The organism is Kitasatospora sp. NPDC006697 (assembly GCF_042869935.1).
In the GTDB taxonomy this organism is placed as follows: domain Bacteria; phylum Actinomycetota; class Actinomycetes; order Streptomycetales; family Streptomycetaceae; genus Kitasatospora.
The window spans coordinates 175,647-191,106 of sequence record NZ_JBIAGU010000007.1 but is presented as its reverse complement, the minus strand read 5'-3'; the positions used below and the strand labels follow the sequence as shown (position 1 = coordinate 191,106).

The window sequence follows — 15,460 nt, the reverse complement described above, 5'->3', positions numbered from 1 at the left end:
GAGTCGTGAGGCAGAGTCGTGAGGCTGAGCCGCACCTCGGATCGTGGACACGTGTTCTGCGGCCGTCAGCAGCGTAGTTGATGTCCCGCCGGCAGGTGTCCGGCGAGCCGGGGGAGCTGCTCAACTTTCCTGAGCACTCTGGCGATTCCGCCGAATCCTACTAACATGAGGTTCCCTCATATCTGACAGGGGCTGACCATGGTGACTCGGTTCGACCTGCCCGCACAGTTCCGTTGGGGCGTCTCCACCGCCGCGTACCAGATCGAGGGGGCGGTGGCGGAGGACGGCCGCGGGCCCTCGGTGTGGGACGTGTTCTGCGAGCGGCCGGGGGCGGTGAAGGGCGGGGAGAGCGGGCGGGTCGCCTGCGACCACTACCACCGCTACGGCGAGGACGTGGAGTTGATGCGGGAGCTCGGAGTCGACGGCTACCGCTTCTCGATTGCCTGGCCGCGCATCCAGCCGACCGGGAGCGGCCCGGCCAACCAGCCGGGACTCGCCTTCTACGACCGCCTGGTGGACCGCCTGCTCGCCGCCGGCATCACCCCGCTGCCGACCCTCTTCCACTGGGACCTGCCGCAGGCCCTGGAGGAGACCGGCGGCTGGCTCACCCGCGACACCGCGCACCGCTTCGCCGAGTACACCGGGTTGGTGGCGGACCGGCTCGGCGACCGGGTGCCGGCCTGGATCACCCTCAACGAGCCCATCGTCCACCTGGTCTTCGGCTACGCCTTCGGCATCCACGCCCCGGGCCGGACACTGATGCTGGACGCCCTCCCGGCCGCCCACCACCAACTCCTCGCCCACGGCCTGGCCGCCGCGGCGCTGCGCGACCGCGGGCACCAGGTGCTGATCGCCAACAACCTCACCCCGGTGTGGGCCGCCTCGGACGCCCCGGCCGACGTCGCGGCGGCCGAGGCCTACGACGCCCTGCACAACCGGCTGTTCACGGACCCCCTGCTCCTCGGCCGCTACCCGGACCTCTCCTCCTACGGGCTGTCCGAGGACCTCGGCGGCTGCGTCCGCCCGGGCGACCTGGAGCTGATCGCCGCAACACCGCTCGACGGGTTGGGCGTCAACTACTACAACCCGACCCGGATCGCCGCGCCGACCGACCCCGGCCTCCCCTTCGCGGAGGCGGAGATCGAAGGCGTCCCCCGCACCCACTTCGGCTGGCCGGTCGTCCCGGAAGGCCTGCGCGAGCTGCTGGTCTCCCTGCGGGAGCGGTACGGCGACGCGCTGCCGCCGATCACGATCACGGAGAACGGCTGCTCGACGGCGGAGGGGCTCGACGACCAGTTCCGGATCGGCTACCTGGCCGGCCACTTGGACGCGGTCGCGGAGGCGATCGCCGCAGGCGTGGACGTGCGGGGGTACTTCACCTGGTCGCTGATGGACAACTTCGAGTGGGCGCAGGGGTACGGGGAGCGGTTCGGCCTGGTGGAGGTGGACTTCGAGACGCAGCGGCGGACGCCGAGGGCGTCGTACGCCTGGTACCGGGAGATGATCGGTGCGCGCCGGTCGTCCCGGTCACGCTCGTAGCGCTCCGTGCGCACCGCGGCTCCTGGCCTGCGCCCTCCTCCGCAGCGGGCGCTCACCTTGACCGGTCGTGGGGAGCGACGGTGCGAGGTGAGAGCATGCGGGTCGGCCCAGCGAGTGCGCCGGGTGTGGTGGTGGAGCAGGACGGGAGTCGGCGGTGCGGGGCAAGCAGGCCAAGGCCGTGGTGGCGGCAGCCGAGCGGGTGGTGGCCGCCGCGGCAGCGGTGGTGGCGGACTACAGGGCGGCCGTCGGGCAGGTGGAGGTGGCCGTGGCCTCGGCGACCGTGGGGCTGGTGCAGGCGGAGCTGGCCGTGATGCCCGTCGCACGGCTGCGGGAGGTGACCGAGGGGCGGCTGCGGACCGGGGCGTTGGAGGCGGCCGGGATCGCGACGGTGGGGCAGGTGGTCGAGGCCTCCGTGTACGGCCTGCGGCTGCTGCCCGGGGTGGGGGCGCAGACGGCTGCGCAGGCGGTGGCGGCGGCGGGGCAGCTGGCGGAGGCGGTGGAGCAGACGGTGGCGCTGCGGCTGGATCCGGATCGGCAGGATGCGGTGAGCACGGACGTGGTGGTGGCGCTGCACCGGTTGGTGGTGGCGGGGCCGGCGGCGGTGCGGGCGCGGCAGGTGGCGGAGAAGGTGGGGGCGGAGTTCGGGGGGCTGGTGGAGCAGGCGCAGCCGGCGAAGGGGGTGGTGCGCGGGCTGTTCGCGGGGCGGGAGCGGCGGGAGCGGGCCGAGGCGGCGGTCGGGGCGTTGGGGGAGCTGCTGGAGGATCTGGCGGAGGCACCGATGCTGTTCGCTCAGGCCTCGGCGGATCTGCTGCGGCCGGCGGTGTCCTCGATCGAGGCGTGGACGGAGTTCGAGCACCGGTCGGCCGAGTTCTACGGGGTGCTCGGCGGGATCGTCGAGTTGGGCGAGATGCAGCGCGCCGCCGCGCAGGGCTTCCTGCCGGAGGAGCTGTCCGACCAGGTGCGGGCCGAGGAGTTGGAGGACGAGCACTGCAGGGTCTCGCTCCGCGGCTACCAGGCGTTCGGGGCGCGGTTCGCGCTGCGGCAGAAGCGGGTGATCCTCGGGGACGAGATGGGGCTCGGCAAGACCGTGCAGGCGATCGCCGTGCTCGCACACCTGCGGGCGCGCGGGAGTTCGCACTTCCTGGTGGTCTGCCCGGCGAGCGTGCTGGTCAACTGGGTGCGGGAGGTGGCGGCGCGGAGCGCGCTGCCCGCCCACCGGATCCACGGTCCCGAGCGCGAGGCGGCGCTGGCGCAGTGGCTGCGCACGGGCGGGGTGGCGGTGGTGACCTTCGACGGGCTGCGCCGGCTGGAGGCGGGACCCGAAGTGCCCGTCGCCGCACTGGTGGTGGACGAGGCGCACTACGTGAAGAACCATGCCGCGCAGCGGTCGAAGGCGGTGGCCGCCTGGGCGGAGCGGACCGACCGGGTGCTCTTCCTGACCGGTACGCCGATGGAGAACCGGGTGGAGGAGTTCCGCAACCTGGTGCACTACCTGCAGCCCGAGCTGCTGCCCGCCCTGAACGGCGACCGGGGCGCGGCCGGGCCGCCGGCGTTCCGCAAGGCGGTGGCCCCGGCCTACCTGCGGCGCAACCGGCGGGACGTGCTCGGCGAGTTGCCGGAGGTGGTGCAGGTGGACGAGTGGGTGGAGTTCTCGGCCTCGGACGCCGCCGCCTACCGATCCGCCGTCACGGATGGCAACTTCATGGCGATGCGCCGGGCCGCCTACGCGCACCCCGAAGGCTCGGCGAAGCTGCTGCGGCTGCGCGAGCTGGTCGCGGAGGCGGCGGCGAACGGGCGCAAGGTGGTGGTGTTCTCGTACTTCCGGGAGGTGCTGGCGGCGGTGCGGGAGGCGCTGGGGGAGGCGGTGGCGGGCACCGTGGAGGGCAGCCTGCCCGCGCTCCAGCGCCAGGACCTGGTAGACCGGTTCAGCAGTGTGCCCGGTCACGCCGTGCTGCTCTGCCAGATCCAGGTCGGCGGCACGGGGCTGAACATCCAGGCGGCCTCCGTGGTGGTCCTCTGCGAGCCGCAGGTGAAGCCGACCATGGAGAGCCAGGCCGTGGGCCGGGTCCAGCGGATGGGGCAGGTCCGGCAGGTCCAGTCGCACCGGCTGCTGGTCGCGGAGAGCGTGGACCAGCGGATGCTGGAGGCGCTGCGGGCGAAGGAGCGGCTCTTCGACGAGTACGCGCGGCGCAGCGAGGTGGCGGAGACGACGCCCGAGGCGGTCGACGTGTCGGAGCGCTCGCTGGCGGTGCGGATCGTGGAGGACGAGCAACTGCGCCTGGCGGCGGGCGGACAGGGGTGAGCGGCCGGTCGGCCCGAGGTATCCGGACTCCGCTTCACCGCCCCCCGTCCAGCTGGGTCACCGGCAGCAACTCGCTGACCCGGTCCGCCCCGCAGCTGATGGTGACCCGGTAGAGCCCGGCGCGCGCCAGGGTGACCCCGGCGGTCAGCGTGGTGTCCCGCCGCCTGAGCTGCGGGGTGGCGACGACGGAGCCCGAGATCGCATCGGTGATCACACAGCTGGGGGTCTCGCTCTCCTCGGCACCGGCGACCATCAGCGGCCAGGTCTGGCCGGGTGCGACGCGGTCGGGGAGGACCAGGCCGAGGCCGGGGCGGTCGAGCGCGTCGAGCACCGGCAGCGGTTGCAGGCGGGCGGTCGGGCGCTGCTCGGTGAGCAAGGTGTGGATGAACTCCAGCACTTGGGGCGCGGTGGGCAGGCTTCCGTGCCGCCCGGAGACGTACAGGGCGGCGTTGGAGGCCTCCGGCGCGGCGCAGTCGCGCGGCACCAGGCCGTCGCCGCCCCGGTCCCAGCGCACGGCCTGCCCGGAGGCGGTGCGCTGGAGGTCGCCGTCGCGGGTGAGCCGGACGGCCGTGTGCAGCGGCCGGAAGCCGTCCCGCTCCAGTCTGAGGCTCTGGATGGTGGGTTGGCCGATTCCGACCACGGCCCGGGTGCGCGGCATGAAGGGCGCCAGCAGCTGGGCGCCCCGGGCGGCCGCGGCGGCCGCCGCCAACTCGGCGTCGCCGCCGAGCAGCGGGATGTCGGCGGTCCGGAGGTGGCGCACCCCCTCCGGGGTCTCCACGCAGGGGTAGTCGGGGAGCAGGTCGTAGAGGCCGGGCAGGCCGGCGGCCAGGGCGGCCGCGCCCGCGGTGAACCCGCCGCGGGGGCCGGGGAGTTGTCTGGCCACCGCGGGAGTGCCGTGGAAGGGCGTCGCGATGGTCACCAGGTCCCTGGTGCTGGAGGCCAGTTCGCGATCGGCGGCGAGCGCCGCCCGGGCCACCAGGCCGCCGCTGGAGTGCGCGACGAAGACCAGCCGCGGCTCCGGCCGGTCGGGGTGGGCCGCCCGGTGCGGGCTGGCCGTCCAGGCGGCCAGGTGCCGGCGCGCCGCCGCGGCCAGCAACTCGCCCGAACTGGCGGCCGGCAGCCGCCAGTCGTAGGGGAAGAGCAGCAGCGCGTCCGGGTGCGGCACGCTCCGGCGCAGGGTGTCCACCAGCTCGCGGTAGGGCTCCGCGGTGCCGAGCAGCGGGAAGTAGGCCGGGGTGTCCAGCAGGCCGGTCGGGATCAACCGGCCGGTCCGGCCGAGCCGTTCGGCATCGGTGACGCGCAGCACCGCCGAGTAGCGCCCGGGCACGCCCAGCAGCGACCCGGTCAGGCTGGACCCGCCCCAGACCTGCCGGCCGGTCTCGGCCTCGGTCAGCGAGCTGCCCAGGAACCCCGGCAGGAAGACCACCGCGTCCTGGGTGGTGGCGTGGTCCGGCGCACCGTCGCCGGGGAAGGCGGGCAGGTCCACCGCGTGCTGGTAGTTGGCGACCACCCCGGTGTTCCAGAGCTCCAGGGATTGGACGTCACCGCCCGCGGCCAGGTAGCGGCCGATCGACTCGCCGATGTCGGTGCTGGTGCGGTCGCCCACCGCCGTCACCGACTCCGGGTCGACGCCGGTGGTCCGGGCGAAGTCCGCCACCGCCTCGGAGGTGAGGGTGTTCCGCAGCGAGCCGAGCCCGCCGGTGGACAGGTCGATGCCCGCCCGGTCCGCCGTGAGCGCGACCAGCTCCGGCACCTCGTCGCCGATCTCGGCGGCCAGCTCCCAGGCCAGCGTGGGCTGTTCGGCGAGGACGGAGAGGTCCATCGCCCGCGCCCGGGCCACCAGCTCGGCCCGCAGCTCCCGGGCCTGCGGGGCGCCGAGCGCGCCGCCGCGCCGGAACAGCCGCAGCCGGGCCGCGCCGAGGCCGAGCAGCAGCGGCGCCGATTCGGGCCGCTCCCGGTGCGGCAGGTCGCGCCAGGCCTGCTCCAGCAGACCGCGGGCGAGCTCGAAGTCGCCCGCGTCCTCGGCCGCCCGCGCCCGGGTGATCGCCAGCTCCAGCCCCAGCGGCGAGAGGTCGATGGTCCGGCTGTCGGCCATCCGGGCGTGGTCCTGCAGCCAGGAGTCCCGCCAACGGCCCTTTGCGGAGAGCAGCTTGATGGTCAGCGAGGTCAGTTCCAGGTCGGACCGCACCAGTTCGGGCCGCTCGAGCACCACCGCGAGCGCCTCGTCCACCCGCCCGTCCTGGTACAGCTCGGTGGCGGCCCGCCGGGCCTGCGGCCGCCAGATCGCCGGCTCGGCGGCGGCCCGCAGCTCGGCCGGGGCGGTGTGCCGCAGCCGCTCGGCGAGGTAGGCCCGGGCGCGCGGCGGCAGCTCCTCGGCGGCCGGCTCGACCAGCCGCCCGGCCTCCTCGGACCAGGGCAGGTCCAGTTCGGCGGCCGGCCGGTCCAGCGCCAGCAGGTGGTACAGCTCCTCGGCGCGGTCGACCACCCGGTCGACGTCCAGCTCGCGCAGCGCCCGGTAGTAGGCGGCGGCCCGGCGGTGGATCAGGTCCACCGTCGCGGCGTGGTCGCGGCGCAGCAGCGGCAGCATGACCGCCCGCACATCGGCCCGGTGGACCACCTCCTCCCAGCCCGGCACCTGCGCCACCAGCGAGACCTCGGCGCGGAACCGCCTGAACAGCTCGAGCGCGCCCCGCTCGTCCAGCTCGCCGAGCCCGCAGGGCTCGGCGAGCACCCGGCGGATGATCTCGGGCGTCACCCGCCGGACGGCCAGGCCCGGGCTGGCGATCATCCGCAGGTCCTGGTCGTCCAGGTGGTCGAGGATGCGACGGTAGAGCACGCCCTGCACCGTCTCGGCGGCCAGCCGGTCGCGCAGTTCGGGGTCGGTCAGGCCGCCGGGCGCGGCCAGGCTCTCCGGCTCGCGGCGCAGCAGTGCGGCGGCCAGCTTGAGGTTGAGCGGATAGCGGCCCACGGTGTCCGCCACCGTGTCGAGCTGACTGTCCGTCAGCGTCAGACCGGGGGTCTGCCGGCGTAAGAAGGCGCGGGCCGTGGCCGGGTCGAACCCGGCCAGCGGGAGCGGCTGGCAGCGCGGGTCGTCGATCGGCGCCCGGCCGGCCGCGACGATCCGCAGCCGCGGGCAGCGCTCGTTCAGCTGCTCCAGGAAGTCCAGCAGCCTCCCCTGGGCCAGCGGCCCGGTGCGCTGCACCAGTTCGAAGGTGTCCAGGACCAGCGGCACCGAGCTCTCCGCCGGCTCGGGGCCGGGGGAGTCCAGCAGATCCGCGAACCGGCCGATCAGCAGCTCGGTGTCGCGCTCCCGCGCGGCCCGCCGCCCGGAGCGGGCGTGCCGGTCCTTCGCCTCCCGCCGGTCGGCGGAGACGGTGTTCCGCACGGCGCTCTCCAACTCCTCGGCCCGGGCCCGCAGCGCCGGGACCAGGATGGCGAGCTGGCGGGCCGCCTCGGCCAGCAGGGTGAGCGGCTCCTCGGCGGTGAACTCGGGCCGCTCGAAGGTCAGGTAGAACTGCCGGACGGCCCGGCCGGACCGGGCGCCGGCCAGCAGGAACCGGGCCAGCAGGGTGGACTTGCCGACGCCGCCCGGCCCGTGCACCACCAGCCAGGGCGCCGCCCCGGACGGCCCGGCATCCAGATGCTCCGCCAGCGCGCCGAGTTCGTCCTCCCGCCCGGTGAACGCCCGGTCGGCCAGCGCGGCCAGCGGCTGCAGCAGCCGGGCCCGCCGCAGCAGCCCCCGCACGCTGTCGGTGGACGGCAGCCGCACCCCGAGGCCTATCGGCCGGGCGCTCTCGAACCAGCCCAGCACGGTGAGTGCCGCGAACAGCTGGTCGGCGTCCTGCCCCTCCAGCGGCGGCGGGTTGCCGGCCAGGAAGCGCTCGGCCCAGGCCCGGGCCAGATCACGCCCGTCGTCGGGCGGCAGCTCGGCGAGTCCGGCCAGCAGCCGCTCGGGCGTGGCCAGCGAGCGCAGCGTCTCGATCCGCACCTCGGAGGTGAGCCGCCAGCGCCGCCCCTCCCGGGTGGTGACCCGCTCGCAGTCCCGGGTCAGGAACTCGCCGAGAGCCGCGCTCGGCCCGGCGTCCTGCTCGCCGCAGCGCTCCAACTCGTCGGCGCTGAACGCGTTGAGCAGGGCGGTCCGGGCCCGGAAGCGGAGCCGGGCGGCGTCCGGTTGGTGACCTCCGGCGGGGATGGGGGTGGTTCCGTTCACGGTCGTCACCGTCCTTGGACGAGGTCGCGGCCCAGCCCTGCGGCCGTGCGCTGGAGTTGATCGGTCAGCTGGAGCAACCCGCCGGGCGGGCAGCTCTCGTGGTCGGCGTCGTCGAGCACCTTGGCGACCAGCGCCCCGGCGGTCTCGGCGTCGATCGGTCGGCCCGCCTGCTCGGCGAGGGTGAGGAAGAAGTCGCGCAGGTCCTCCACCCGGACGCAGCCCAGGCGTTCGGTGGCCACGTCCCAGTGCAGGTGCTGGGGCAGCCAGCCGTCGTGGGCCAGCAGCACGATCCGCAGCCGGTCGGCCGCCTCCTCCTCGACCACCGCCTCCACCAGCCGTACCAGTACCCGCAGGGCGGGCTCGGTGAAGCGCACGGCCTCCGAATCGTCGAAAACCAGCCAGTGCCTGGGGCGGCCGGGGCTGGCCAGCCGCTCCTCGCTCAGCCGGCCCTTGAGCTGGCGGACCAGCCCGTCGGCCTGCCGGTCCTCGGAAGCGTACCGGTCGATGTCCACCCGCCAGTCCCGGAACCGCTGGTTGAAGAACTCGGCCAGCTCGGTGACCCGGACCGGCTCGGTGTACTCGCCGATCCGGATCCGGCAGGGCACGATGCCCTGGCTGTCGAGCACGTGGTGGATCAGGAACCAGGTGAAGGTGCGTCCGGTGCGCGGGCCGCCCTCGACCAGCAGCACCCGGTGCGGGCCGTCGGCCACCATCGCCCGCAACCGGCTGCGCAGCGCACTCTGGTTGAGGAAGGCCCGCTTGCCGTTGTTGATCAGGCCGGAGCGGAACGGGTCCACGCCGGGGCGGACCGGGGCGGGCCGCTCGGCCAGCAGATCGGCCAGGAACGGCCGGACGGACGGGTGCACCTCACCGGCGGCCGCGTGCACCATGGGGCGCAGCCGTCCGGTGCGCGCCGCGAGTTCGAGCAGGTCCGGCCAGACCTCGGCCATGCTGCGCTCCCAGCTGACCTCGGCGTTGGCGATCCCGGCCAGCGTGGCGAGCTGCCGGGCCCGGGTCTGCATGCCGTAGTCCGCCATCAGCAGCTTGAGCAGGCGCCCGGCCCGCGGGTCGGCGGTGGGGAAGTCGGGTTGGTCCAGTACCACCGGTTCACCCCAGTCCCGCGCGGGCCAGGCCCTCGGCGACCCGCTCGACCCGCAGCCCCTCGTTGCGGAACTCGCGCGGCTCGCTGAGCCGTTGCCCGATCCGGGTCCAGCGCCGGTGCAGCGCGACCAGCCGCCAGCGCTCGTCGAAGACCGGCGCGCCGGAGGAGCCGCTGTCGGTGTCGGTCCAGTACTGCACCACCTGCTCGTCCACGTGGCGGACCACGTTGTGCCGGGAGGCCAGCTTCTTCACCGAGCCGTAGGGGTGCTGGATGATGCAGACCCGGTCCTCGGCCGCCACCTCGGCCCGCTCGGGCAGCGGCACCACCAGGGCGTCGGCGGGCAGTGGTCCGGCCGACCGGACCACCGCCCAGTCCGGGCCCGGCTCGCCGAGCACCGAGGCCGGATCGCAGGGCACCACCTCGAAGACCAGCTCGCTGCCGTCCAGCTCCCGCTCGTAGCCGAACCAGGCCTCCACCGCCATCGGTCGGCTGCCGTCCCGGAAGAGCACGTGATGGTTGGTCAGCAGCAGGTCGGGGCCGATCCGGAAGGCGGTGCCGTGGCAGGGCCGCCCCTCGGCATGGGTGACCGTCAGGCGGCAGACCGCGGTAGCCAGTTCGGCGCCCCGGCGGAGGAAGGCCACGTCCTGGAACTCCGCGGAGCGGAAGAGCACCCGCTCCCGGGCGTCGGGATCGCTGAAGGAGTCCCAGGTGCCGGCGGGCGCGGCGGGCACCGGCGCGGGCAGCACCGGCCGCTCGGCGAGCAGTTCGCGCAGCCGCACGGTGAGCGCCCGGTCCGGTCCGGCCGCCACCTGCTCCAACAGCTCGCGCAGCCGGTCCTGCTGGGCCGCGGTGCTGATCAGCTCGAACCAGACCTCGTCCATCGGCTTCTCCCACCCGATGCGGGCCGGCGCGATCCCGGCCTGCCGGGCCAGTCGCACCACCGGGTCGACCCGGAAGTACACCGAGGCGAGCAGGTCGCGCAGTTCGACCGCACCGGGGTCGGTCCAGTCGAACGGGAAGGTGTCCAGCAGGTGCGGGGCGCGCTGGGTGGGTGTCATGGCTGCTGCCCTGTGCTCTCGTCGGAGGCTCTGCGTCGAACGTTACGGCTGGAAGGCCCAGTACGCCCCGTCCCGGTGCGGCACCCTGACCAATCCGTAGCGCTGCTGTGGCGGATGGCGGTGCCGCAGCAGCCCGTGCAGGTCGGAGAGGACGGAGCGGTGGTCGCCGAAGTAGGAGTGGCCCAGCAGGCCGGTGTCCAGCCGGGAGACGTCCACGGTGTCCAGGCCGGGCAGCACCAGCACCCGCTCGCCCGCCTGCCCGGCCCGCGGGTACTCGGCCAACCGCCGGGCGGCCAGGAGCGCCCGGTCGGCCGAGGAGGCGTAGAGGGTGCAGCCCCGGGCCTGGCGGACGATCCGCGGCAGCAGCTGCCGGAACACCTCGGCATCCACATCGGGGGCGGTGAAGACCAGTTGCCCCAGCCGGCCCGAACCGGGCGGCAGCGCCGTGGTGTCCAGGTCGGCGAGTGCGTCGGTGACCAGCCGGTTCCCCATGCTGTGCGCCACCACGTGCAGTTCGGCGACCCGGCCGGCCGTCAGCAGGTGCCGCAGGAACTCCTGGAAGTACGGCACGGCGCGGCGGGCCGCGTTGCCGTCGGCCGCGTAGTCGGCCACCGAGCCCTTGGACGGCCAGCTGTAGAGCACCGGCAGGCCGGTGAAGTTGAGGTCGTAGGCGAGCTGGGCGGCGCGCACGGCGGCGTCGCGGAAGGAGACGTTGAAGCCGTGCACGAAGAGCAGCGCCTCGCCGGTCGCGGCGCGGTGGCCGGCCAGGTCGGCGAACTCGGCGGCGGCCAGCGGGTGTACGCCCGTCAGCCGGGTGTCGCGGGCCGGGTCGGTGCGGAACTGCAGCCGCCACCAGCGGGGTTTCTCCACCGCGCCGATCCGGTGGTCGTCCGGCACGGAGACCAGCGCCTCGCCGTAGGAGAGCCCGCCGCGGCCGGCACCGAAGCCGTCGGCCTCCGGCGCCCGGTCGGTGGCGAACAGCACCGGGACCTGGAGGGAGCGAACGGACTCGCCCCAGAAGGCCGGTGGCGCATCGGGTCCGAACCGTTCGCGGCCGTCCGAGAGCGCGTCGAACTCGGCGGCCAGCAGCTCGCCGAACGGCGGGCGGGCCTCCAGCGCGGCGGCCGCCTCGCGGGCGGCGGCCGCCACCGGCGCGGCCGACTCCCGGGCCGCGTCCACGGCACGCAGGGCCGGCAGCAGCTGCTCCTCCAGTGCCGCGCGGTCGGCCTCCGGAAGCGCGGCGGCGACTTTCGGCCAGATCGCGGCGATGGCCGGTTCCAGCGCGTCCCAGTCCTCCAACGTCCGCCCCCAGCCGTCCCGTTCACCCGTGCGACCGGACCGCCCCGAACGGGTGACCCGGTCGCATCATAGGCCTTCCAGCAGGTGGTGCCCGGTCGGCCGGACGGCTGTGGCAGCTCTGTGACGATGACTCAGTCCGCCGTCGCCGCCGCCAGGTCGGCCAGCAGCTCGGAGGCGGTGACCGGGTCCAGCCCGCCGAAGAGCAGCGGGTGCTCGCGGGCCGGCCAGTACGAGCCGGGCGCCGTGTCCAGCCAGACCGCCTCGAGGGTCTGCTCGGGGAACAGGTCCACCGCGCCCACCGGGATGCCCTCGGCGAGTTCGACCACCAGGTGGCAGCCGTCGGCGAGCGGCTTGGAGAGCCAGGCCTCGACCCCGGCGTCCTGCGGTTCACCGCGCTCCCAGCCGCGCTTGGTCAGGCCGAGCAGGCGGCCCACCGGCACCGTACGGCCCTCGAACCGGAGCAGGCGGTTGGCCTCGGCCTCCTCCGGTACCAGGCGGTGCACCGGACGGTCGAGGCGGTGACCTCCCGGACCCCGTCGGCGCCGTACGCCTGCTCGACCGCGCCCCGCAGCAGCGGGACGCAGGCGACTCCCACGCCGTCGGCCAGGGTGGCCACCAGCGACTCCGTCCAGGCGCCCCAGGGCAGGCGGGCCGACGGGTCCAGCCCGGCGACCTGCGAGGGGTGGTCCAAGGCCTGCAGCAGCAACCGGAGCAGCTCGGGACCCTCGACGCCGTAGCCCGGGACGTCGGCCAGGCAGTCCGCCACCCAGCCTGGCGTGCCGGGGGCGAGGAAGGCGGCGACCACCCGGCGCAGCGGCGTGGTCCGGCACCGGTCGAGCGCCGCCACCGCCTGCTGGTACGCCGACTCCTCGGCGGTGGCGAGCAGTTCGCGCAGCCGCTCGGTCCGGCCGTAGTCCGGGGCGAGGCTGCCGTTCGGCGCCGGTACCACCGGGCGCAGCGCCAACTGGCTGCGCCGGCCGCCGCTCTGCAGGTAGTGGGCCTCGACCGCGTAGGCCTCCACGGCCGCGCGGGCGGCGAAAGCCGGGCCGTGCTTCGTGACCCAGGCGTCGACCAGCGGGGTGTCAACGCTGCGGCCCGCCCGCCAGAGCGGCGGCAGCATGCTCGCCACGGCGGCCGCGCCCACCGGGTCCGGCTCCCCGGCGAGGTAGGCCCGGGCGGCGTGCACCAGGGTTGGATCGGAGTCCGCGGCGGCCAGCAGCTCGCGGACCCAGTCGCGGTCGGCCTCGATCCGCTCCCGCTCCTGCTCCGGTGCCGTCGGGTCCGGCGGCGGCACCGGGCGGACCGCCCCGCCGCGGCGCGGCAGCGCCGCCACCCGCCAGGCCTCCGGCAGCGCGAACGCGTCCTCGTCGGGCTCACCGGCAGCCGCGTACCCCTTGCGCACAGTCTCTCCTCCGCACCGCTCGTCCCCAGCGGCGGAACCCTAGCGAGCGCTCCTGACAAGCAGTGAGCTGATGATCCGTCGGTACGAGCGATGCCACACCCCGTCCGACTCCCCGGGGCCGCCGGCGACCCGTACGCGCTGCGCGGTGGCCCGGGCGGCCGCCTCGTCCGGCGGGAGGACGAACGCCCGGGGACCAGCGCCGAGTTGTAGCAACCCTCCCGTAGTGCTGCCGGGAACGCTGGGCAGTGCACCGGGTACCGGTGTCAGCGGGCCGGCGGATCCAGGTAGTGGCGGCCGGCGATCTGCTCGAAGATGAGGTTGGTCCGGGTCTGCGCCACCGCCGGGTGGGTGGTCAGGTTGTCCACCACGAAATCGCGCAGCCCCTCCGGGCCGGCCACGCCCACGTGCAGCAGGTAGTCGTCCGAGCCCGCCATGTGGAAGACCGCGAGCACCCCGGGCAGGTCGGGGGCGGTGGAGCGGAAGCTCTCGTTCTGCTCCCGGGTGTGGGCCCGCAGCCGCACCGAGATCATCGCCTGCAGCGGCAGCCCGATCGCCGCCGGGTCCACCTCGGCCCGGAAGCCGCGGATCACTCCCCGCTCCTGCAGCGAGCGGACCCGGGCCAGGCAGGTCGACGGGGCGATCCCGACCGCGGCGGCGAGCGCGTTGTTGGGCAGCCGGGCGTTGTCGGCCAGGGCCCGGATGATCGCCCGGTCCACCTGGTCGACGGCCGCCGCTCGGCCCTGCGGATTGTTCGGCACTGCCCCCGACGCCCCCTGCCGTTCCGGTCGGATCGAACGGTCTTCCGCCGATCTGCCGAATGATATTCGGATCGTCTTCCGCCAGCGGCCGCGGGGTTCCATCCTGGCCGCGGGCCGGCGAACCCTCCGCCGGCCCGCCGCCGTCCGAGCGCCCCGGAGAGCCACCGTGCCCAGCAGTCCCACCGCCGTGCCCACCGCTCCCGCTCCGGAGCCGGAACTCGACCCCGCCGACTTCACACTCCCGAGCACCGGACTGACCGAGGACCAGCGCCTGCGGGTGCTCAACCGGGTGGACGAGTACCTCAGCCGCAAGCGCCGCCACCTGGTCGGCTTCCAGGCCACCCAGGAGCTGGACGGCAGTGCACTGGACCTGGCCCGGTTCATGCCGAACAACATCAACAACCTCGGCGACCCGTTCCAGTCCGGCGGCTACAAGCCCAACACCAAGGTGGTCGAGCGCGCGGTGCTCGACCACTACGCGGACCTCTGGCGGGCCAACGGCCCGCACGACCCGGCCGACCCCGAGTCCTACTGGGGCTACATGCTCTCGATGGGCTCCACGGAGGGCAACATGTACGCGCTCTGGAACGCCCGGGACTACCTCAGCGGCAAGGCGCTGATCCGGCCCTCGGCGCCGCCGTACGACCTGCCCCGCCAGGTCCGGGCCCGGCCCGACCGGAACAACCCGAACGCCTACCACCCGGTCGCCTTCTACTCCGAGGACACCCACTACTCCTTCGCCAAGGCGGTCCGGGTGCTCGGCGTGGAGAACTTCCACACCGTCGGGACCGAGCGCTACCCCGACGAGTGCCCGCTCACCGACCCGGCCACCGGCCGCCGTGACTGGCCCGCCGAGGTGCCCTCCAAGCCCGGGCCGTCCGGGCGCTCCTGGGACGGGCCCGGCGAGATCGACGTCGACGCGCTCGCCGTGCTGGTCGAGTTCTTCGCCGCCAAGGGGCACCCCGTCTTCGTCAACCTCAACCTCGGCAGCACCTTCAAGGGCGCGCACGACGACGTCCGGGCGGTCTGCGAGCGGCTGCTGCCGATCTTCCGGGAGCACGGCCTGATCAGCCGTCAGGTCACCCACGGCGATGGCGGGTCGGGCGACCTGCGGCGAGGCTTCTGGATCCACGTGGACGGCGCGCTCGGCGCCGGCTACGCGCCGTTCCTGCGGCTGGCCGCCGAGGACCCGGCGCACGGCTGGACGCCGGAGCCGGCCGTCCCCGAGTTCGACTTCGGACTCACCGTGGACGGGGTCGACATGGTCTCCTCGATCGCGATGAGCGGCCACAAGTGGCCCGGCGCGCCCTGGCCCTGCGGCATCTACATGACCAAGGTCAAGTACCAGATCTCGCCGCCCTCCCAGCCCGACTACACCGGGGCGCCCGACACCACCTTCGCCGGCTCCCGCAACGGCTTCTCGCCGCTGGTGCTCTGGAACCACCTCTCCCGCCACTCGCACCGCGACCAGGTCGCCCGGATCCGCGAAGCGCGGGAGCTCGCCGACCACTTGGAGCGCGGCCTGCGCGAGCTGGAGCTGCGCACCGGCACCGAGCTCTGGCCCGCCCGCAGCCCGGGCGCCGTCACCGTGCGGTTCCGCAAGCCCAGCGCGGAGCTGGTGGCCAAGTGGTCGCTCTCCTGCCAGGACGTGCTCACCGTGCCCGGCGACGAGTCCACCCGGCGCAGCTATGTGCACGTCTTCGTGATGCCCTCGGTGGACCGGGCCAAGCTGGACGCACTGCTCGCCGACCTGGCCGGGGATCCGGTCCTGCGGCAGTCGGTCTGACGGG

Annotated in this window: 10 protein-coding genes; 3 read left to right on the top strand and 7 right to left on the bottom strand. The window is 74.6% G+C overall.

Going from position 1 to position 15,460, the window contains the following annotated elements:
• The first annotated feature begins 198 nt into the window (after positions 1–198).
• Together ACFYNO_RS12475 and ACFYNO_RS12470 are read left to right on the top strand one after the other, a co-directional pair.
• Positions 199–1,539, top strand: coding sequence for a GH1 family beta-glucosidase (locus tag ACFYNO_RS12475; protein ID WP_388009718.1), 1,341 nt, complete (start codon positions 199–201; stop codon positions 1,537–1,539).
• A gap of 154 nt (positions 1,540–1,693) precedes the next feature.
• A complete protein-coding gene (locus ACFYNO_RS12470; protein WP_388009715.1) occupies positions 1,694–3,841 on the top strand; it encodes a DEAD/DEAH box helicase in 2,148 nt (715 codons plus the stop codon).
• 34 nt (positions 3,842–3,875) lie between these two features.
• Here the strand turns inward: ACFYNO_RS12470 and ACFYNO_RS12465 are convergent, their stop codons facing one another.
• The 7 genes from ACFYNO_RS12465 to ACFYNO_RS12435 form a co-directional block, all read right to left on the bottom strand.
• Positions 3,876–8,051, bottom strand: coding sequence for an AAA family ATPase (locus ACFYNO_RS12465; protein ID WP_388009712.1), 4,176 nt, complete (start codon positions 8,049–8,051; stop codon positions 3,876–3,878).
• A 5-nt stretch (positions 8,052–8,056) separates the two neighbouring features.
• Positions 8,057–9,154: an effector-associated domain EAD1-containing protein gene (locus ACFYNO_RS12460; RefSeq protein ID WP_388009709.1), complete on the bottom strand. Its 1,098-nt coding sequence runs from the start codon at positions 9,152–9,154 to the stop codon at positions 8,057–8,059.
• 4 nt (positions 9,155–9,158) lie between these two features.
• On the bottom strand, positions 9,159–10,211 hold the full coding sequence (locus ACFYNO_RS12455) for a trypsin-like peptidase domain-containing protein (RefSeq protein ID WP_388009706.1): 1,053 nt from the start codon (positions 10,209–10,211) through the stop codon (positions 9,159–9,161).
• Positions 10,212–10,253: 42 nt separating this feature from the next.
• Positions 10,254–11,510 (bottom strand): alpha/beta hydrolase, encoded by a 1,257-nt coding sequence (locus tag ACFYNO_RS12450; RefSeq protein ID WP_388009702.1) that lies wholly within the window; start codon positions 11,508–11,510, stop codon positions 10,254–10,256.
• Between the two features lie 131 nt (positions 11,511–11,641).
• Positions 11,642–11,950: a hypothetical protein gene (locus ACFYNO_RS12445; protein WP_388009699.1), complete on the bottom strand. Its 309-nt coding sequence runs from the start codon at positions 11,948–11,950 to the stop codon at positions 11,642–11,644.
• The gene (locus tag ACFYNO_RS12440) at positions 11,923–12,912 is read right to left on the bottom strand and encodes a hypothetical protein (RefSeq protein WP_388009696.1); all 990 of its coding nucleotides are present in this window, start codon (positions 12,910–12,912) and stop codon (positions 11,923–11,925) included. Before ACFYNO_RS12440 ends, ACFYNO_RS12445 begins: the two co-directional genes overlap by 28 nt.
• Before the next feature lie 263 nt (positions 12,913–13,175).
• Positions 13,176–13,670: an Lrp/AsnC family transcriptional regulator gene (locus ACFYNO_RS12435; RefSeq protein WP_388009693.1), complete on the bottom strand. Its 495-nt coding sequence runs from the start codon at positions 13,668–13,670 to the stop codon at positions 13,176–13,178.
• A gap of 166 nt (positions 13,671–13,836) precedes the next feature.
• Here ACFYNO_RS12435 and ACFYNO_RS12430 point away from each other — a divergent pair, with 166 nt between their 5' ends.
• Positions 13,837–15,456 carry a pyridoxal-dependent decarboxylase gene (locus ACFYNO_RS12430; RefSeq protein ID WP_388009690.1) on the top strand — a complete coding sequence of 540 codons (1,620 nt, stop codon included), beginning with the start codon at positions 13,837–13,839 and terminating at the stop codon, positions 15,454–15,456.
• Positions 15,457–15,460 lie beyond the last annotated feature (4 nt).